General features: G+C 70.4%; 14 protein-coding genes and 1 pseudogene. 7 read left to right on the top strand and 8 right to left on the bottom strand.

Features of this window, described 5'->3' with window-relative positions; translation table 11 throughout:
- Nucleotides 1-51: 51 nt before the first annotated feature.
- Nucleotides 52-1515 (bottom strand): sodium:solute symporter, encoded by a 1464-nt coding sequence (locus OG219_RS18005; RefSeq protein WP_266827794.1) that lies wholly within the window; start codon nucleotides 1513-1515, stop codon nucleotides 52-54.
- A 174-nt stretch (nucleotides 1516-1689) separates the two neighbouring features.
- Here OG219_RS18005 and OG219_RS18010 point away from each other — a divergent pair, with 174 nt between their 5' ends.
- Complete coding sequence (locus OG219_RS18010; RefSeq protein WP_266827796.1) at nucleotides 1690-3216, top strand: PucR family transcriptional regulator; 1527 nt, start codon at nucleotides 1690-1692, stop codon at nucleotides 3214-3216.
- Nucleotides 3217-3469: 253 nt separating this feature from the next.
- Complete coding sequence (locus tag OG219_RS18015; protein WP_266827798.1) at nucleotides 3470-4258, top strand: phosphatase; 789 nt, start codon at nucleotides 3470-3472, stop codon at nucleotides 4256-4258.
- Nucleotides 4259-4408: 150 nt separating this feature from the next.
- Here OG219_RS18015 and OG219_RS18020 read toward each other — a convergent pair whose 3' ends face one another.
- The 5 genes and pseudogenes from OG219_RS18020 to OG219_RS18040 form a co-directional block, all read right to left on the bottom strand.
- On the bottom strand, nucleotides 4409-6193 hold the full coding sequence (locus OG219_RS18020) for a hypothetical protein (protein ID WP_266827800.1): 1785 nt from the start codon (nucleotides 6191-6193) through the stop codon (nucleotides 4409-4411).
- Nucleotides 6194-6396: 203 nt separating this feature from the next.
- Nucleotides 6397-6922 (bottom strand): annotated as a pseudogene (locus OG219_RS18025) (cation transporter).
- A gap of 24 nt (nucleotides 6923-6946) precedes the next feature.
- Nucleotides 6947-7813, bottom strand: a complete 867-nt coding sequence (tesB, locus tag OG219_RS18030; protein WP_266827803.1) for an acyl-CoA thioesterase II — start codon at nucleotides 7811-7813, stop codon at nucleotides 6947-6949.
- 35 nt (nucleotides 7814-7848) lie between these two features.
- Nucleotides 7849-9006: an acyl-CoA dehydrogenase family protein gene (locus tag OG219_RS18035; RefSeq protein WP_266827805.1), complete on the bottom strand. Its 1158-nt coding sequence runs from the start codon at nucleotides 9004-9006 to the stop codon at nucleotides 7849-7851.
- Nucleotides 9007-9174: 168 nt separating this feature from the next.
- Complete coding sequence (locus OG219_RS18040; RefSeq protein ID WP_266827807.1) at nucleotides 9175-9768, bottom strand: TetR/AcrR family transcriptional regulator; 594 nt, start codon at nucleotides 9766-9768, stop codon at nucleotides 9175-9177.
- An 86-nt stretch (nucleotides 9769-9854) separates the two neighbouring features.
- Here OG219_RS18040 and OG219_RS18045 point away from each other — a divergent pair, with 86 nt between their 5' ends.
- Genes OG219_RS18045 through OG219_RS18060 form a run of 4 tightly spaced genes read left to right on the top strand, consistent with a single transcriptional unit; the run spans nucleotide 9855 to nucleotide 15535 of the window.
- Entirely contained in the window at nucleotides 9855-11474 is a 1620-nt protein-coding gene (locus OG219_RS18045) for a carboxyl transferase domain-containing protein (protein ID WP_266827809.1), read from the top strand.
- 8 nt (nucleotides 11475-11482) lie between these two features.
- A complete protein-coding gene (locus OG219_RS18050; RefSeq protein ID WP_266827811.1) occupies nucleotides 11483-13411 on the top strand; it encodes a biotin carboxylase N-terminal domain-containing protein in 1929 nt (642 codons plus the stop codon).
- A complete protein-coding gene (locus tag OG219_RS18055) occupies nucleotides 13408-14364 on the top strand; it encodes a hydroxymethylglutaryl-CoA lyase (protein WP_266827813.1) in 957 nt (318 codons plus the stop codon). The genes OG219_RS18050 and OG219_RS18055 overlap by 4 nt, the downstream gene beginning before the upstream one ends.
- Before the next feature lie 10 nt (nucleotides 14365-14374).
- Entirely contained in the window at nucleotides 14375-15535 is a 1161-nt protein-coding gene (locus tag OG219_RS18060) for an acyl-CoA dehydrogenase family protein (protein WP_266836133.1), read from the top strand.
- Nucleotides 15536-15552: 17 nt separating this feature from the next.
- Here OG219_RS18060 and OG219_RS18065 read toward each other — a convergent pair whose 3' ends face one another.
- Together OG219_RS18065 and argG are read right to left on the bottom strand one after the other, a co-directional pair.
- A complete protein-coding gene (locus OG219_RS18065) occupies nucleotides 15553-16035 on the bottom strand; it encodes a pyridoxamine 5'-phosphate oxidase family protein (protein WP_266827815.1) in 483 nt (160 codons plus the stop codon).
- Between the two features lie 220 nt (nucleotides 16036-16255).
- Nucleotides 16256-17704 (bottom strand): argininosuccinate synthase, encoded by a 1449-nt coding sequence (gene argG, locus OG219_RS18070; RefSeq protein WP_266827817.1) that lies wholly within the window; start codon nucleotides 17702-17704, stop codon nucleotides 16256-16258.
- A 293-nt stretch (nucleotides 17705-17997) separates the two neighbouring features.
- Between argG and OG219_RS18075 the strand changes: the two genes are divergently transcribed.
- Nucleotides 17998-19773: a tannase/feruloyl esterase family alpha/beta hydrolase gene (locus tag OG219_RS18075; RefSeq protein ID WP_266827819.1), complete on the top strand. Its 1776-nt coding sequence runs from the start codon at nucleotides 17998-18000 to the stop codon at nucleotides 19771-19773.
- The last annotated feature ends 174 nt before the right edge of the window (nucleotides 19774-19947 follow it).

The following is a 19947-nucleotide window of genomic DNA, read 5'->3' on the forward strand; positions in this document are numbered from 1 at the left end:
TCTTTCCTACGCAACATCGCGTATGTACAACTAAGTACTGCTCGTACGACTCTACTGGTGAGCCGCAACCGGCTCGGACAAGGGTTCGGAGGACCGGCCCGCGAGGCGCTCGCGCCAGGCGGCCAGTACGGCGGCGTCGGTCGCGGGCGTGGCCAGCGAGACGATCACGTAGACGGCCAGCGAGGAGAGCAGTCCGTAGTACACGGGCTCGTTCGCGAGGATGCCGTACGTCGCCATCAGGCCGATGACCGCGACGCCGCCGACCACGACGGCGGCGAGCGCGCCCTGCGCGGTGCCGCGCTTCCACAGCAGCCCGCCGAGGATCGGGACGAGGAGCCCGCCGACGAGCAGGTTGTAAGCGACGGTCAGCGCCTCGACGACGTTGTTGAGCGCGATCGCCGTACAGATCACCGCGATGCCCATGACCAGGATGAAGGCGCGGTTGTCCCTGACCTCGTCGCGCTCTTCGCTGTCTTTGCCCGGGGTGGCTCCCCGCAGTCGCGACCAGATGTCGTTGTTGGCGACGGTGGCGCAGGCGATCAGCGCGCCGGAGGAGGTCGACATCACCGCGGCGAGGGCGGCGGCGAGCACCAAGCCCCTTACGCCGACCGGGAGTTCGTCCTTGACGATGGTCGCGAAGGCGGTGTCGGCGCTGGGCAGGGTCGGGTACATGACCTTGGCCGCGGTACCGATGACGGCGCCCGCGACGGCGTACACCAGGCAGTACGTACCGGCGACCGTGCCGCCCCACTTCGCCGTGGTGTCGCTGCGCGCGGTGAACACGCGCTGCCAGATGTCCTGCCCGATCAGCATGCCGAACGTGTAGATGAGCACGTAGGTGAAGATCGTCTCGCCGCCGATGCCCAGCGGGTCGAAGTACTCGGTCGGCAGCTTCGCCTTCATCTCGCTGAACCCGCCGGCCTTGACCACGGCGATGGGCAGGAGCAGCAGCAGGACACCGATGGTCTTGACGACGAACTGCACCATGTCGGTGAGCGTGATCGACCACATGCCGCCGAGCGTCGAGTACGCGACGACGATCGAGCCGCCGAGGACGATCGCGAGCGTCCGGTTCATGTCGAAGAGGACGTCGAAGATCGTGGCGTACGCGATGGTCGAGGTGACCGCGAGCATGAGGGTGTACGCCCACATGACGACACCGGAGATGACTCCCGCGCGTCCGCCGTAGCGGAGGTCGAGCATCTCGGAGACGGTGTAGACCTTCAGGCGGGCGATGCGGGCCGAGAAGAAGATCGACAGCGCGAGGAGTCCGAGGCCGATGGCGAAGACCATCCAGGCCCCGGAGAGCCCGTACTGGTAGCCGAGGCCGACCCCGCCGATGGTGGACGCGCCGCCGAGCACGATCGCGGCCATGGTCCCGGAGTACATGGCAGGGCCCAGGCGCCGCCCCGCGACGAGGAACTCGCTCTTCGACTTGGCACGGCGCATGCCCCACCAGCCCATGGCCAGCATGCCGGCCAGGTAGACGACGATCACTGTGTAGTCGACGGCCATGGGGGTCTCCTCCGCGCGCTCGGTGGCGTGTCGTGCAGGTGGGGTTTCGGGGGGCTCCGGCCGGTGGCTGATCGCGGGGACATCCGCCCGTACCCGCTGCCACCGGCGGTCACGACACTAGGTGGCCGGAAAGCGACACTGAAGTGTACATTTCATCCACTGCCGCTGACCCGGATGGAGGGAACGTCCACCATGCCGGACGCATCCGCCCCGCCTGTCCCACCCATCCCGCCCGTTCCGCCGACCCCGCCCGTTCCGCTCTCCGCGCTGCTGGCCCGGGAGGATCTCGGCCTCCACCAGATCGCCGGCCCCTCCGACCCGGACACGGTGATCCACTGGGCGCACACCTCGGAGATGGCGGACCCGTACCCCTACCTGCTGGGCGGCGAACTGCTCCTCACCGCCGGCGTCCACATCCCGGAGGCCGCAGGCTCGGGCACCTACTTCGACGACTACGTCGCCAGAATCGTCGCCGCAGGCGGCACAGCCCTCGGCTTCGGCCTGGCCCCGGTCCACGACACGGTCCCCCGCGCCCTGGTCGCCGCCTGCGACACCTACGGCCTCCCCCTCCTGGAGGTGCCGCCCCGGACCACGTTCTCGGGCGTGGCCCGAGCGGTCTGGCAGCTCATGGCCCAGGCCCGCCACACGGAGCTGCGCCGGGTGACGGAGGCCCAGCAGAGCCTCGCGGCAGCCGCCGCCCGCCCGGATCCGGTGCCCGCGGTGCTGCGGCAGCTCGCCCGGCGAGTGGGGGGCTGTGCTGTGCTGTACGGGCCGGAGGGGGCGGAGCTGGCGCGGGCGGGGAGGGTGGTGGGCGAAAGCGCAGTGGCCGCCCTCGCCGAGCTGGCACGGGTCGTGCGGCCCGGGGGGACCCAGGGCGGACCCTCGCCCTCCTCCGCGACCGACACCGTGGGGGGCACGCACCTCGCCGCCTATGCCCTCGGCGCCGGACAGGGTTTCGTGCTCGGGGTAGGGGCGCCGCGGCGTGAGCCCGGGGATCACACCATCGCGTCCGTGGCGGCCGTGCTGCTCTCCCTTCTCACCGGGGAGCACCAGAGCGGCAGCGGGGCGGCGCGGTCGGCGGCGCTCGTGCGGTTGTTGCTGGGGGCCTCGCCGGAGGGGGTCGCGCCGTTGCTGGGCGGCGGGGAGCGGTGGATCGTCGTGCACGCGCGGCCCGCCGGGGACGGCCCCGCGCCGGACGCCGTCGCCGCCTCCGCGCTGGGGGCGGCGCTGGGCTCCGCGCTGGTCGACACGGGCCGGGACGTCGTACGCGTCCTCGTGCCCGGCGACCGTGAGCCCGCCGCGCAGGCGGGCTGGACCTGCGGGGTCAGCGCGCCCGTCGGCCCGCACGAGTGGGCGGCGGCCGACGCGCAGGCCGCCCGTGCCCTGGCCCGCGCCCGTGCCACCCGTACGGCGCTGGTCCGCCACGGGGAGCGTCCCGCGCTCGCCGACCTCGTCCCCGCGTCCGACGCGGAGGCCCACGCCCGCGCCCTGCTCGCCCCCATCGCCGCGAACCCCGCCCTCACCGAGACCCTTCGCACCTGGCTCTCCCTGCACGGCAGTTGGGACCGCACGGCGGTGGCGCTGTCCGTGCACCGCAACACGGTGCGCCAACGCGTCGCCCGGTGCTCGGCGTTGCTGGGGGCGGATCTCGATGATCCGGATGTGCGGATGGAGTTGTGGTTCGCGTTGCGGGAGGGGTGAGGCACAGGCGCCAAGTCGAGCCCTTCAAGAGGCCTAGTCGGGTGGGTGGGTGGGAAGCACGCCGCGGAGCGGCTGGGAGTGTTCTGGCGCGGAGCGGTCCGGGAAAGCCCGTCGCGGAGCGGCGGAGCCCGGTCACTCGGGTCGGCGGCGACACGGCGGCGCAGGCTCACCCGACCCCGTACACCCAAGTGACCCGTGTCCCAGGGTTCGGGACATCCGGGTCGCCCGGCGGCGCCGACGGCACAATGGACCCATGCCGATACCCGGGATCCCCAGCCGCCAAGAGCTCGTCGACCACCTCGTCAGGACGCGTATCGCGGGCGACGTAGCCACTCCCCGCGAGAACAACCTTTCTCACTACCGCAAGCTGGCGAACGGCGAGCGCAACTGGTGGCTCGGACTCGAGCTCGGCGACCGCTGGAGCGACGAGCAGGACGTACTCGCGGTGATGGCGGAGCGCTGCGGCGTGAACGACGACCCCGAGTACCGGTACGGGCAGGACACCATCGACCCGGAGCTGACCGTCGACGCCCTGGACCGGGCGGCCGCGCGGCTGCGCAAGGCGGCCGACGGCAATCAGAGCGTGCTCTTCGCGACCGGGCACCCCGGTGGTCTGCTCGACGTGCACCGCGCGACCGCAGCCGCCCTGCGCGCGGCCGGCTGCGAGATCGTCGTCATCCCGGACGGGCTGCAGACGGACGAGGGGTATGTGATGCAGTTCGCGGACGTCGCCGTCCTCGAACACGGCGCCACCCTCTGGCACACCCATTCGGGTGAGCCGATGCGAGCGATCCTCGGCGGCCTGGAGCGCGAGGGCCGCCCGCTGCCCGACCTGGTCTTCGCCGACCACGGCTGGGCCGGCTTCGCGGGCCAGCAGGGCATCGACTCCATGGGCTACGCCGACTGCAACGACCCCGCCCTGTTCCTCGCCGAGTCCGAGGGCACCCTCCAGGTAGCGATCCCGCTGGACGACCACGTGACCAGCCCGCGGTTCTACGACCCGATGACGGCGTACCTCCTGGACGCGGCGGGTCTGGCTTAGAACCCCTCCGCCCCCAAAAGAATCCTGTAGTCGGCCAACGGCCTCGTCCTGCAGGGACGGGGACAGGCCCGCTGGGCTGTCACAGCCATGGATTCAGTCCCTCCTCGCGCCGCTGCCCATGCCCCGGCGTCGGATCCAGATACACCGTTCCTAAGTTGATTGGCCGGTGTTGGCCATGTCGGGCGTTCCGAACAGTTGGAGTTGCTGGTTCGGATTGCTGGGCCCCCGAACGGTGGTGAGGCCGTGGGGCGGGTGCTTTCCGGGTGGGCGCGTTCGCGTCTGACGCACCACGGGTGTGGTGCCGCGCGTCGTCCTTCCCGGAGCTGTCCGCTCCGTGCGGCCTGGGGTGCGGTGACTCGGCGTTTCGGGGACGGCTGGCCCGGTGCGATCCTCCGGTCGCACGGCCCCCACCTCGACACGCCGCAGGGCGGTGGTGGTGGGGGTTTGGCGGGATCCGTCTTTCCTGCGCCGGGCCGTGCAGCCCAGACCGCGTCTGCCGACGACCACCGCAGCGGCATGATGCCCCGTGACGGTGGTGGTCGTGCCGGGAGAAGCCTGTTCCTTCAGGGGGTTCAGCCAGTGCTGGGCACCCCACTTGCTCGTGTACGCCGGGTCCACGGCGATCACCGAAAGCCCGGCATGGTGCGCCATCCCGGCGAGCCGGTCACGGAACCTCGCCGTCGGGATCCCAGCCACCATGCGGCGGAAGGTCTTCCCGCGTCGCCCCCGGCCCAGCTTCTCCCGGCCGGTGGTGCGGGCGTCGGTGAAGTCCAGGTCCTCGATCACCAGCGCCGCGCAGTCGTGGAGTTGAGCAAGGTGGATGAGCTGGGTGATTGCCTCGCGCAGCCGGGCATCCCGAGTGGAGGCGGGCAGCCCGGCCAGATCCAGGGGCAGGGTGTGGGGCGCGCCGACGGGATTGCCGCACGGGTCGAGGATCCAGGCGGCCAGGTGGTCGGCGTTGACGTCCACCGCCAGCACCTGGTGCGCGCGCAGCACATCCAAGGTGGCGACGGGAACCTGCTGGCCTTTCTTGACGGTGGACCAGGAGGCGTCGAGGTACCAACGCCTGCGGCTCGGGTCGTAGGTGATGTCGTAGCGCACCGGAGCACCCGCGCTGATCCGGTCGGCCCACTGCTCGCCCCGGTGGGTGAAGACGGCTGCCGCATCCAGGACGTAGCGACCGCGCGGGGCATTCGCGTACTTCTGGCGCAGGGGCTCGGGCAGGACGAGGGCGATGGCACCGTCGGTGGGGGTGATGCTGATGGTGTAGTTCCCGAACGGCGCCCCCGCCTCCCCGTCCGCCGTCAGGAACATCCGCCGCGCCGACCACTCCTCACCCCAACCACCCAACTGAGCCTGCCAGGCCGCCTCGGTCAACGGCTTCGGCCCGGGCGCGCTGCCGTAAAGATGGTGGCGGGAGTTCAGCAGCCGCCGCCCGCCCCGGGCGACCCGCACCCGGCCGGAATCCCGCTCCCGCACCGCCTGCCGCAGATCACCTTTCAAGATCTGCAGGCGCTGCTGCTTGGCCCGCCGCTCCCCGTGGTCCGCGTAGCCGCGCACCGTACGACGCCCTCGGCGCACGCTGGTACCGGGCGGGACGGCGAGGCGGGCCTCGATCGCGCCGATGGCCCGCCGCAGGGACCCGATCCGGGCGTTCAACGCCCGCCTGCCCAGCTGATACTGATCCTCGGAGGTGCGGGTGATCGCACCCGCCCACCGCGACGACGACTGGGCGGTCAGAGCCTTCTTCCGCTCCGCCCGCCGGGTCTGCGCGGTCGGAACGTTCCCCATCCGCACCCGGGCCGCCAGGTCCGCCCCGGCCAGCGCACCAAGATGCTCCCCGACCGCACGCAGCACCCCTGCATCCGTCGGCGACACATGCAGCCGGGTACGGATCCGGCACCCGGACGGCGGCGCGACCACGAACGGGGCCACCAGTGCACGGTAGGGGCGCAGCTCACGCCCCTTCCCACCCCGCACCCGCTTCCCCACGCCCCACCCCGTCTCACCCGTGATGATCTCGACGAACCGAAACTAACGCCACACCTCACACCTATGGCGTACATGTCGGCGATTGGCAAACAAGTGATCCAATCCGCACGAGAATGCCCGAAGACGATCACCAGCCCGATCTCTCATCACTGACCACGCCCCCTGCCCGAAATGACCACCGCTGACCGACCAATCCAAGGACTGCTCCCAACACGACTCACCCCGGGGAACAACTCCCGCGCACCCGCACCTCCGCCTGTTCGCAGGCCCACTCGATCTGGCCGGCCATGGACACATCTCGGAAGCCGACCTTCGCCGCGACAAGCGCATCGCGGGGTCCCTGGACAAGGGTCGTCGCCTCAAAAGCCGCATCGCCGTACTCCACGGCGAGCAGTTCGGCCCGGTTGCGCTCCCGCACGACTTCGGGGCAGCGGGCGCCCGCTGAACAACTCGGCATTGGAGCGGCCGAGGACCCAGGCGACGTACAGCAGGAGTATCTCGATGCACGTCAGCCACCGAGTGCGCCGCCTCGGACAGCATCGCGCTGGATCCGCTGATCACGCCGGCGACGGCCTTGGCGAGTGCGATCCCGAGATTGGCGACGGCGGCGACGATCACCGTGAAGGTGCTCTCGCCGCCGCCCTGTTGTTCCGCCTGTGCAGCTTCAGCCATGCCCCAAGTGTTACCGCGGGACGCTCACCGCGGGATACGGACCACGCCTTCCTGGATCACCGAAATGGCGAGTTGTCCGTCCTGCGTGTAGATGCGGGCCTGGCCCAGGCCCCGCCCGCCCGACGCGGACGGCGACTCCTGGTCGTACAGCAGCCATTCGTCGGCGCGGAACGGCCGGTGGAACCACATCGCGTGGTCGAGGGAGGCGCCGACGACGTCGCCGACGGCCCAGCCGCCGCGTCCGTGGGCGAGCAGGATCGAATCCAGGAGCGTCATGTCGGAGACGTAGGTGGCCAGGCAGACGTGCAGCAGCGGGTCGTCGGCGAGTTTGCCGTTGGTGCGGAACCACACCTGCGAGCGCGGTTCGCGCGGCTCCCCGAACCTGCCGTACGGCGGGTCGTCGACGTAGCGCAGATCGACCGCGGCGCGCGACTCCAGGAACTTCTCCACGACGTCGGGGTCGAGGTGCTTGTACGTGGGGAGCCGCTCCTCGGCCGTGGGGAGCGTGGCGGGGTCGGGCGAGTACGGCATCGGTGTCTGGTGGTCGAAGCCCTCTTCGCGTTTCTGGAAGGACGCGGAGAGGTGGAAGATCGGCTGCCCGTGCTGGACGGCGACCACCCGGCGGGTGGTGAAGGAACGGCCGTCGCCGATGCGGTCCACGGTGTAGACGATGGGCGCGCCGGCATCGCCGGTGCGCAGGAAGTACGAGTGGAGGGAGTGGGCGAACCGGTCGTCGGGGACCGTCCGCCCCGCGGCGACCAGCGCCTGCGCCGCGACCTGTCCGCCGAAGACTCGTGGGACGACGGCGGACCGGGACTGGCCGCGGAAGATGTTCTCCTCGATCTGCTCGAGGTCGAGCAGATCGAGGAGAGACTGAAGTGCCTGACTCATGGAGCCATTTCTACTGGCCAGTAATTTCGGGAACCTTACAGGCCCATGTCCTTCGCGATGATCGACTTCATGATCTCGCTGGTGCCGCCGTAGATCCTGTTCACACGGTTGTCCGCGTAGAGGCGGGCGATCGGGTACTCGTTCATGAAGCCGTAGCCGCCGTGCAGCTGGAGGCAGCGGTCGATGACGCGGTGCGCGACCTCGGTGCAGAACAGCTTGGCGCTCGCGGCCTCGGCCGGGGACAGCTCGCCCGCGTCGAGGGCTTCCAGGGCACGGTCGACGACGGCCTCGGCCGCGTCCACCTCGGCCTGGCAGGCGGCCAGCTCGAACTTGGTGTTCTGGAAGTGGGCGACCGTCTTGCCGAAGACCGTGCGCTCCTGCACGTACTCCTTGGCGAACCGGACGGCGGCCTTGGCCTGCGCGTACGCGCCGAACGCGATGCCCCAGCGCTCGGAGGGCAGGTTGCCGCCGAGGTAGTAGAAGCCCTTGTTCTCCTCGCCCAGCAGGTCCTCGACCGGCACCTTCACATCGACGAACGCCAGCTCGGCGGTGTCGGAGGTCTTCAGCCCGAGCTTGTCGAGCTTGCGGCCTATCGAGTAGCCCTCGGACTTGGTGTCCACGGCGAAGAGGGAGATGCCGAAGCGGCGGTCCTCGGCCGTCGGCGCGGAGGTGCGGGCGCAGACGATGACCTTGTCCGCGTGCACGCCGCCCGTGATGAAGGTCTTGGAGCCGTTGAGGACGTAGTGCGTGCCGTCCTCGGAGAGCTTCGCGGTGGTCTTCATGCCCGCGAGGTCGGAACCGGTGCCCGGCTCGGTCATCGCGAGGGCCCACATCTCCTCGCCGGAGACGAACTTCGGCAGGAAGCGCTTCTTCTGCTCGTCGGTGGCGAGCGCCTTGATGTAGGGCAGGCCGAGCAGCACGTGCACGCCCGAGCCGCCGAAGGAGACACCCGCACGCGCGGTCTCCTCGTACATCACGGCCTCGAACTTGTACGAGTCGATGCCCGCGCCGCCGTATTCCTCATCCACGCGGATGCCGAAGACGCCCAGCTCGGCCAGCTTGTAGTAGAAGTCGCGCGGCGCCTGGCCCGCGGCGAACCACTCGTCGTAGACGGGGACGACCTCGGCCTCGATGAAGGCCCGGAGGGTCTCCCGGAACGCCTCGTGGTCCTCGTTGAACACAGTACGGCGCACCGCCGCCACCCTTCTTTGCGGCTAAACCGCCGCCGCTCTCGCGTATGTGGTTGCTCGCCGTGGGGGTTGCCCAATTGATGGTCGCGGTCCCAGGCTAAGCGCTTGCTCAGCATTCAGGTTACCGGGCAGTCACGACCGGCGTCCAGAGCAACCGTCCCGAGACGCTCGTCACGCCCCCGCCGCCTCGAAGGCACCCCGCGCCATCCGGTGCAGCAGAGCGGCGCTGGTGGCGCGGCCCGGCAGTGAGCCCGGGCGGGCCAGGTGCGGCGTGGAGTTCAGCAGACCGAAGACCGAGTGCACCGCCGAGCGGGCCGTGGGTTCGGCGAGGGACGGATAGACCTCGCGCACGACGTCCACCCACAGCTCGACGTACTGGCGCTGGAGCTGCCGTACGAGCTTGCGGTCGCTGTCGCGGAGGCGGTCCAGCTCGCGGTCGTGCAGGGTGATCAGGGGGCGGTCGTCGAGCGCGAAGTCGATGTGCCCCTCGATGAGGGAGTCGAGGACCTGCTCCGAAGGGTTCCCGTCGGCCTCCGCGACGCGCCGCTTCGCGCCGGTCAGCAGCTGCCCGCTGATCCCCACCAGGAGCTCGGCGAGCATCGCGTCCTTGCCGGGGAAGTGCCGGTACAGACCGGGGCCGCTGATGCCGACCGCGGCCCCTATCTCGTCCACTCCCACGCCATGGAACCCGCGCTCGGCGAACAGCCGGGCGGCTTCCTTGAGGATCTGCTCGCGACGGGTGGGTGCGTCGGTTCTCGTGGCCATGAAGGTAATTCTAGACAGGAAGGTTAGCGGTCGTTAACCTGAAGGAAACGCGTTAACGCTCATTAACAAGGTGAGGGGTCCGCGCAATGCATCACGAGGCACCGGAGCTGACGAGCGCGGGGGACCCCGCGTCGGAGGCCTGGCGGGCCAACGAGGCGGCCCATCGCGCGCTGGGCGAGGAGCTGCGGCAGAAGCTGGCCGCGGCCCGGCTGGGTGGCGGCCAACGTGCCCGGGACCGGCACACCGCGCGCGGGAAGCTGCTGCCGCGCGACCGCGTGGACGCGCTCCTGGACCCGGGCTCGCCCTTCCTGGAGCTGGCCCCGCTGGCCGCGGACGGGCTGTACGACGGGCAGGCCCCGGCCGCCGGAGTCATCGCCGGGATCGGCCGGGTGAGCGGGCGCGAGTGCGTGATCGTCGCCAATGACGCGACCGTCAAGGGCGGCACGTACTACCCGATGACGGTGAAGAAACACCTGCGCGCCCAGGAGGTGGCTCTCGAAAATCGCCTCCCCTGCATCTACCTGGTGGACTCCGGCGGCGCCTTCCTCCCCATGCAGGACGAGGTCTTCCCCGACCGCGACCACTTCGGGCGGATCTTCTACAACCAGGCGCGGATGTCGGGCGCCGGCATCCCGCAGATCGCCGCCGTCCTCGGCTCCTGCACGGCTGGCGGCGCATACGTCCCCGCGATGAGCGACGAGGCCGTGATCGTGCGCAATCAGGGCACGATCTTCCTCGGCGGCCCTCCCCTGGTGAAGGCCGCCACCGGCGAGGTCGTCACCGCCGAGGAACTGGGCGGCGGCGAGGTCCACGCGCGCGTGTCGGGCGTCACCGACCACCTCGCCGAGGACGACGCGCACGCGCTGCGGATCGTCCGGAACATCGCCGCCACCCTCCCCGCACGCGGGCCCCTGCCCTGGACGGTCCAGCCTTCCTCGGAGCCCAAGGTGGACCCCTACGGGCTGTACGGCGCCGTGCCGGTCGACTCCCGCACCCCCTATGACGTACGCGAGGTCATCGCGCGCGTGGTCGACGGTTCACGCTTCTCGGAGTTCAAGGCCGAGTTCGGGCAGACCCTGGTCACCGGCTTCGCACACATCCACGGACACCCGGTCGGGATCGTCGCCAACAACGGCATCCTGTTCTCCGAATCCGCCCAGAAGGGCGCCCACTTCATCGAGCTGTGCGACCAGCGGGGCATCCCCCTGGTGTTCCTGCAGAACATCTCGGGGTTCATGGTCGGGCGGCAGTACGAGGCCGGTGGCATCGCCAAGCACGGCGCCAAGATGGTCACGGCGGTCGCCTGCACACGCGTGCCGAAGCTGACCGTGGTGGTCGGCGGGTCTTACGGAGCGGGCAACTACTCGATGTGCGGCCGGGCGTACTCGCCGCGCTTCCTGTGGATGTGGCCGAACGCCAAGATCTCCGTGATGGGCGGCGAGCAGGCCTCCTCCGTCCTCGCGACCGTCAAGCGCGACCAGTTGGAGGCGCGCGGGGAGTCCTGGCCCGCCGAGGACGAAGAGGCCTTCAAGGATCCGATCCGCGAGCAGTACGAGCGCCAGGGGAACGCCTACTACGCGACGGCCCGCCTCTGGGACGACGGCGTGATCGACCCGCTGGAGACCCGGCAGGTGCTGGGGCTCGCCCTGACCGCTTGTGCCAACGCGCCGCTGGGTGAACCCGGCTTCGGCGTCTTCCGGATGTGAGGCTGGGAATGTTCGACACGGTACTTGTGGCCAACCGGGGCGAGATCGCCGTCCGGGTCATCCGCACGCTGCGCTCGCTCGGCGTGCGCTCGGTGGCCGTCTTCTCCGACGCCGACGCCGACGCCCGGCATGTCCGCGAGGCGGACACGGCGGTACGGATCGGTCCGGCGCCGGCCGCCGAGAGCTATCTGTCGGCCGAGCGGCTCCTCGAAGCCGCCGCGCGGACGGAGGCACAGGCGGTGCACCCCGGGTACGGCTTCCTCGCGGAGAACGCGGCCTTCGCGCGTGCGTGCGCCGACGCGGGGCTGGTCTTCATCGGGCCGCCCGCCTCAGCCATCTCGCTCATGGGCGACAAGATCCGCGCCAAGGAGACCGTCGAGGCGGCCGGGGTCCCGGTGGTCCCGGGCTCGTCCGGCAGCGGGCTCACGGACGCTGAACTGGTCGACGCCGCCCGCGAGGTCGGCATGCCGGTGCTGCTGAAGCCCTCGGCGGGCGGCGGCGGCAAGGGCATGCGGCTGGTGCGGGATGCGTCCCTGCTCGCTGATGAGATCGCGGCCGCCCGGCGCGAGGCCCGCGCCTCCTTCGGCGACGACACCCTCCTCGTGGAGCGGTGGATCGACCGCCCCCGGCACATCGAGATCCAGGTCCTGGCGGACGGCCACGGGAACGTGGTCCACCTCGGCGAGCGCGAGTGCTCCCTGCAGCGCCGCCACCAGAAGATCATCGAGGAGGCGCCGAGCGTGCTCCTCGACGCCGGGACCCGCGCCGCGATGGGCGAGGCGGCGGTCCAGGCGGCCCGGTCCTGCGGTTACCGGGGCGCGGGCACGGTGGAGTTCATCGTGCCGGGCAAGGACCCCTCCTCGTACTTCTTCATGGAGATGAACACCCGCCTCCAGGTGGAGCATCCGGTGACCGAGCTGATCACGGGGCTCGACCTGGTGGAGTGGCAGCTCCGGGTGGCGGCCGGTGAGCAACTGCCGTACGGGCAGGGGGACATCACACTCACGGGGCACGCGGTGGAGGCGCGGGTCTGTGCCGAGGACCCCGCCCGGGGCTTCCTCCCCTCCGGGGGCACGGTGCTCGCGCTGCACGAGCCCCAGGGCGACGGCGTACGCACCGACTCGGGGCTCAGTGAGGGCAGCGAGGTCGGTTCGCTGTACGACCCGATGCTGTCCAAGGTCATCGCGTACGGGCCGGATCGCGCGACCGCGCTGCGCAAGCTCCGGGCCGCCCTCGCGGAGACGGTGACGCTGGGGGTGCAGACGAACGCGGGGTTCCTGCGGAGACTGCTCGCCCACCCCGCCGTGGTGGCCGGGGAGTTGGACACGGGTCTGGTGGAGCGGGAGGCGGAGGGGCTCGTCCCGGCGGAGGTGCCGGAGGCGGTGTACGAGGCCGCCGCTGCCGTACGTCTCGAGGCGCTCGCCCCTCGTGCGAAGGGCTGGACCGACCCCTTCTCGGTGCCGAGCGGCTGGCGGCTGGGGGGCGAACCCAAGCCCGTGGGCTTCCACCTGCGTGTGCTCGACCCCGTGGAATACGTTCCGCGCGGCACCCACACCGTCACCGCCGGCCAGGTGTCGGTGGTCCTGGACGGCGTACGCCACACCTTCCATCGCGCCGGCGACTGGATCGGCCGCGACGGCGACGCCTGGCACGTCCGCGACCACGACCCCGTCGCCGCCTCCCTCACCGGCGCCGCGCATGCCGGTGCCGACTCGCTCACCGCTCCCATGCCCGGGACGGTGACCGTGGTGAAGGTCGCCGTCGGGGACGAAGTGACTGCCGGTCAGAGCCTGTTGGTCGTCGAGGCGATGAAGATGGAGCACGTCGTCTCCGCGCCGCACGCCGGGACCGTGAGCGAGCTGGACGTCACACCCGGCACGACGGTCGCCATGGACCAGGTCCTCGCCGTGATCGCACCGCACGAGGAGGCGGAATGACCGTATCGGGACTGCCCATGGCCGTACCGGCCCAGGATCTGCCCGCCCGGGTGAGGATCTACGAGGTCGGCGCACGCGACGGGCTGCAGAACGAGAAGGCGACCGTGCCGACCGAGGTCAAGGCGGAGTTCATCCGGCGCCTGGCCGACGCGGGCCTGACCACCATCGAGGCAACCAGCTTCGTCCACCCGGACTGGGTGCCCCAACTCGCGGACGCGGAGCAGCTGTTCCCCCTTGTACGGGATCTGCCGGGCGTCCACCTCCCGGTACTCGTACCGAACGAACGCGGTCTCGACCGGGCCCGCGCGCTGGGCGCCACCCGCGTCGCCGTCTTCGCCAGCGCCACGGAGACCTTCGCGAAGGCCAACCTCAACCGGACGGTCGACGAGGCGCTGGCCATGTTCGAGCCGGTGGTGACCCGCGCGCGGGAGGAGAAGCTGCACGTCCGCGGCTACCTCTCCATGTGCTTCGGCGACCCCTGGGAAGGCGCCGTCCCCATCCATCAGGTCGTCCGGGTCTGCAAGACGCTGCTCGACATGGGCTGCGACGAGCTGAGCCTCGGCGACACCATCGGCGTGGCGACACCCGGCCATGTACAGACCCTGCTCGCCGAGCTCAACGAGGAGGGTGTGCCGACCAGTTCGCTCGGCGTGCACTTCCACGACACGTACGGCCAGGCGCTCTCCAACACGCTGGCCGCGCTCCAGCACGGCGTCACGACCGTCGACGCCTCCGCCGGCGGCCTCGGCGGCTGCCCGTACGCGAAGTCCGCCACCGGCAACCTCGCCACCGAAGACCTCGTATGGATGCTCCAGGGCCTCGGTATCGACACCGGGGTCGATCTCGGCCGTCTCACCGCCACCAGCGTGTGGATGGCCGACCAGTTGGGCCGACCCAGCCCGTCCCGCACCGTCAAAGCGCTCGGTGGAACACCACAGCAGCACAAGGAGTGACCCCATGTCCCTGGACCACCGCCTCTCCCCCGAACTCGACGAACTCCGCCGCACGGTCGAGGAGTTCGCCCACGATGTCGTCGCGCCGAAGATCGGTGACTTCTACGAGCGGCACGAGTTCCCGTACGAGATCGTGCGGGAGATGGGCCGCATGGGCCTGTTCGGGCTGCCGTTCCCCGAGGAGTACGGCGGCATGGGCGGCGACTATCTCGCCCTCGGCATCGCGCTGGAGGAGCTGGCCCGCGTCGACTCCTCCGTGGCCATCACCCTGGAGGCCGGAGTCTCGCTCGGCGCCATGCCGATCCACCTCTTCGGCACCGACGCCCAGAAGGCCGAGTGGCTGCCCCGCCTCTGCTCCGGCGAGATCCTCGGCGCGTTCGGGCTCACCGAGCCGGACGGCGGCTCGGACGCGGGGGCGACGCGCACGACGGCGCGCCTCGACCCGGAGACGAACGAGTGGGTGATCAACGGCACGAAGTGCTTCATCACCAACTCGGGCACGGACATCACGGGCCTGGTGACGGTCACCGCGGTCACGGGCCGCAAGGACGACGGCAGGCCGCGCATCTCGTCGATCATCGTCCCGTCCGGCACCCCCGGCTTCACCGTGGCCGCCCCCTACTCGAAGGTCGGCTGGAACGCCTCGGACACCCGGGAGCTGTCCTTCGCGGACGTCCGCGTCCCGGCGGCGAACCTGCTCGGCGACGAGGGCCGCGGCTACGCCCAGTTCCTCCGCATCCTCGACGAGGGCCGCATCGCCATCTCCGCCCTCGCGACCGGCCTCGCCCAGGGCTGCGTCGACGAGTCGGTGAAGTACGCCAAGGAGCGCCACGCCTTCGGGCAGAACATCGGCGCCTACCAAGCCATCCAGTTCAAGCTCGCCGACATGGAGATGAAGGCGCACATGGCCCGCGTCGGCTGGCGCGACGCCGCCTCCCGCCTGGTCGCCGGAGAGCCCTTCAAGAAGGAGGCGGCGATCGCCAAGCTCTACTCCTCCACCATCGCCGTCGACAACGCCCGCGACGCCACCCAGATCCACGGCGGCTACGGCTTCATGAACGAGTACCCGGTGGCCCGCATGTGGCGCGACTCCAAGATCCTGGAGATCGGCGAGGGCACGAGCGAGGTGCAGCGGATGCTGATCGCGCGGGAGTTGGGGCTGGTGGGCTAGCCGACCCGGCCCTGTGGTTACGACGGCTCTCGGCAGGCGGGGTTCAGCCACGTTCCGTCGCGCATGATGACCCTCCCGCGCAGTTCCGGCTCGCCGCGCCAAGCGCGCACGGTCCTCGGGACCACGCGTACGTACAGAAAGGAACCCTCCTCGACGCGGGGATCCCAGCCGAACTTGTCTGCGAACGCCTCCGCTGCGCCTCCGGGCACTTCCTGGTCCGGGAAGCACTCCGCCTCGCCCTGGAGGAGCACCACGTCGAAGGTGTCCGGTAGCGCGAGGCGCACGCGCGGCTCTTTGCGGAGGTTCCGCGCGGTCACGGAAGTGGCGCCGGTGCACATCCACACCGCTCGCCCGTCCCACAGGAACCACAGCGGCACCTGGTGCGGCCCGTGATCAGGGTGAGCCGTCGACACCCATACATCCCGCTCGGCAACGAGCCGCTCCAGAGCGTCGCGCACGCGCTCCGCCGTCCGGCGACGAACGATTCCCGTGATCTCCATGCGGACCGACCCTAGCCAGCGGGCGCGAAGCGCGCCTGAGGCGCAGGACCTACTCCCAGCGACCGATGAACCCTCAGCCTTTGGCTCGGGGCGACCGAACTTACTTAGCCGCGCAAGTCCGGGCGCGCCGATTCTCACGCTCGGGCCCAAGCGCGGCGGGCCCCGGCGGAACAGATCCGCCGGGGCCCGCCGACCAGGTGCGTACGACCGGCGACCGGTCTCAGTCCGTGCCGGACTCCATCGCCGCGCGGTCCAGCATCGTCTCCTCGTCCGTGGCCTCGCCGCGGGAGGCGATCGCCTCCGCGCCGCCCGTGTCCATGGCGCCGATCAGACCGGTCGAGGCCGCCTGCGCGGCGCCGATCGGCGTCGGGTGGGCGGTGCCGACCAGGCCGAGCCCCACGTACTGCTCAAGGCGGGCCCGCGAGTCGGCGATGTCCAGGTTCCGCATGGTGAGCTGGCCGATGCGGTCGACCGGGCCGAACGCCGAGTCCTCGGTGCGCTCCATGGAGAGCTTGTCCGGGTGGTAACTGAGCGCCGGGCCACGGGTGTCGAGGACCGAGTAGTCCTCGCCGCGCCGCAGCCGCACGGTCACCTCGCCGGTGATCGCCGCGCCGACCCAGCGCTGCAGCGACTCGCGCACCATCAGCGCCTGCGGGTCCAGCCAGCGGCCCTCGTAGAGCAGCCGGCCGAGCTGCCGGCCCTGGTTGTGGTACGCGGCCACGGTGTCCTCGTTGTGGATCGCGTTGACCAGGCGCTCGTAGCCGATGTGCAGCAGCGCCATGCCGGGCGCCTCGTAGATGCCGCGGCTCTTGGCCTCGATGATCCGGTTCTCGATCTGGTCGGACATGCCCAGACCGTGCCGGCCGCCGATCGCGTTGGCCTCCATGACGAGGTCGACCGCGGAGGCGAACTCCTTGCCGTTGATGGTGACCGGGCGGCCCTGGTCGAAGCCGACCGTCACGTCCTCCGTGGCGATCTCCACCGACGGGTCCCAGAACCGCACGCCCATGATCGGGTCGACGGTCTCGATCCCGGTGTCGAGGTGCTCCAGGGTCTTGGCCTCGTGCGTTGCGCCCCAGATGTTGGCGTCCGTGGAGTACGCCTTCTCCGTCGAGTCCCGGTACGGCAGCTCGTGCGCGAGCAGCCACTCCGACATCTCCTTGCGGCCGCCGAGCTCCGTGACGAAGTCCGCGTCCAGCCAGGGCTTGTAGATCCGCAGGTGCGGGTTGGCGAGCAGCCCGTAGCGGTAGAACCGCTCGATGTCGTTGCCCTTGAACGTGGAGCCGTCGCCCCAGATCTGCACCCCGTCCTCGAGCATGGCCCGCACCAGCAGCGTGCCGGTCACGGCACGCCCCAGCGGCGTGGTGTTGAAGTACGGGCGCCCGCCCGACTTGATGTGGAACGCGCCGCACGCGAGCGCCGCAAGGCCTTCCTCGACCAGCGCGGCACGGCAGTCGACGAGCCGGGCGATCTCGGCGCCGTAGGCGAAGGCACGGTCGGGCACGGACGCGATGTCGGGCTCGTCGTACTGACCGATGTCGGCGGTGTACGTGCACGGGACGGCGCCCTTGTCACGCATCCAGGCGACGGCGACCGAGGTGTCGAGCCCGCCGGAGAAGGCAATGCCGACGCGCTCGCCGGTGGGGAGGGAGGTGAGGACCTTGGACATGGCAAGATTATGCAACAGAACGCATGATCATGCAACGTCGGGCGGCCAGGGTGCCCATTCGCCGGATGGCGAGGGCACTCATCGGCGGAAATTCGCCGGACGTAGCCACCCCCTCCAGACGCCACCACGCAGGGTAAATCTCTGACGAAATCGTCGACAATCTCGTCGACATCCATTGCGCAGAGATTAACGCCGAGCTACGTTCCTTCGCTGTACCGCCGCCGACCGCACCCCTCTCCCCAGGGCGTCCGGCCTGCCCGCATCCCGAGCCGACGATCGAACGGAGACCGCGCATGCCCACGCTGTTCAGATGGCACCGGTGGAAATCAGCGACCTTCATGGCCACTCTCGCCGCAGGCCTCGCGCTGGTGACCGGCGGGAGCATGGCGCTCGCCAACGGCGCGACCGGCAGCACGCAGGCCTCTGCCTCCACCTCGGTCGACGCCACCACAGCGAGCAGCACCGCCTCCGGTATAGCGCCGGCCATGTCCTGTGCCGGCATCGCCTCGCAGGACCTGGCCGCCGCCGTCCCCGACGTGCCCTTCGAGATCACCTCGGCGACGGAGCTGGCCGCCGGCAGCAACACGCTCGGCAACTGGGCGGCCTGCGTGGTGAAGGGCGTGATCGCCCCGCAGATCCACTTCGAGCTGCGCCTTCCGCAGTCGGGCTGGCAGGCCAACTACCTCCAGGTCGGCTGCGGCGGCCTCTGCGGCAGCGTGAACGTGAACAGCGCGCCCGCCTCGGCCGGTTGCGTCCCGCTGACCAGCGGCGCATTCGCCGTCGCCTCCAGCGACGAGGGTCACTCGCAGGGCGGCGGACTGTTCTCCACCGACCCCACCCTGCGCGCCGACTTCGGCTACAAGTCCGACCACCTGCTCGCCCAGGCGGCCAAGGTGCTCATCAAGACGTACTACGGACAGGCGGCCACCCACTCGTACTTCGACGGCTGCTCGCAGGGCGGCCACCAGGCGCTGACGGAGGCTCAGCGCTACCCGACCGACTTCGACGGCATCATCGCCGGCGCCCCGGCCAACAACTTCACGGCGCTGAACACCTTCTCGCACGCCTGGACCGCCCAGTCCGTGTACCTGGGCGGCGGCCCGGCGACGATCACCAACGCCGACCTCGCGGCGCTGCACGAGGCCGTGCTCAAGGGCTGCGGCGCACCCGCCGACGGCATCATCGCCGACCCCCTGAGCTGCACTTGGGACCCGGCCACCATCAAGTGCACGGCCGGACAGACCTCCACGTCCGCCGACTACTGCCTGACCGCCGACCAGGTCACCACCCTGCGCCGGATCTACGCGGGACCGACCGACGAGAACGGTGAACTGCTGTACCCGGGTTACCAGTTGCGCGGCTCCGAGCTGAACTGGGCCGGGATCATCACCCCGGCCACGGCCACCGGCGCCTCCGGTGACATCAGCTTCGTCCGCGAGACCCTCCGGTACCAGATCTTCAACAGCCCGCAGCCGACGCTGACTTACCAGGACGTCAAGTTCACGGCGGCCTACTACAAGAAGGTCATGGCGCTGGGCGAGGGCATGTACGACGCCACCGACCCGGACCTGAAGGCGTTCAAGGCGGCCGGCGGCAAGCTGATCCTCTGGCACGGTCTGGGCGATCAGCACATCCCGGCCGTCGGCACCATGGCGTACTACAAGGCCGTGCAGAAGGTCATGGGCGGCGCCGCGGCGACCGAGAGCTTCGCCCGGCTGTTCCTGCTCCCCGGGGTCGCCCACTGCGGCGGCGGCCAGGGCCCGAACACCTTCGACGCGCTGACCGCCATGGTCGACTGGATCACCGAGGGCGATGCCCCGAGCAGCCTGACGACCAAGTCCGTTGACAGCAGCGGGAACACGACCGCCACCCGTCCGGTCTACCCGTTCCCGTACATCGCCGAGAACACCACCGGCGGCCCGGCCGACGAGGCCGGCAGCTACACCCCGGTCAAGTCCACCGCCGAGGCCGGCCTCAGGCTGAACTGGCTCGGTTCCTTCCGCTCCGGCTACGAGACGGTCGGCAACTGGGTCGACGGCAAGTGGGTGGTCAGCAAGGGCAAGGTCTGATCGCCCGAGGTGATCGGATTCAGCCAGTGACGTCAGGCGTCGCGGCTCCCGGCCTCTGCCGTGGGCCGCGGCGCCGTCGTACGCGTGGACCGCGGACCGTCGTACGCACTGCGGGCATTCCGGCTGATGGGACCCACCTCTGGACAACTGCTGAGGTTAGGCTAACCTACCTTC

The organism is Streptomyces sp. NBC_00038, assembly GCF_026343635.1.
Taxonomy (GTDB): Bacteria; Actinomycetota; Actinomycetes; order Streptomycetales; family Streptomycetaceae; genus Streptomyces.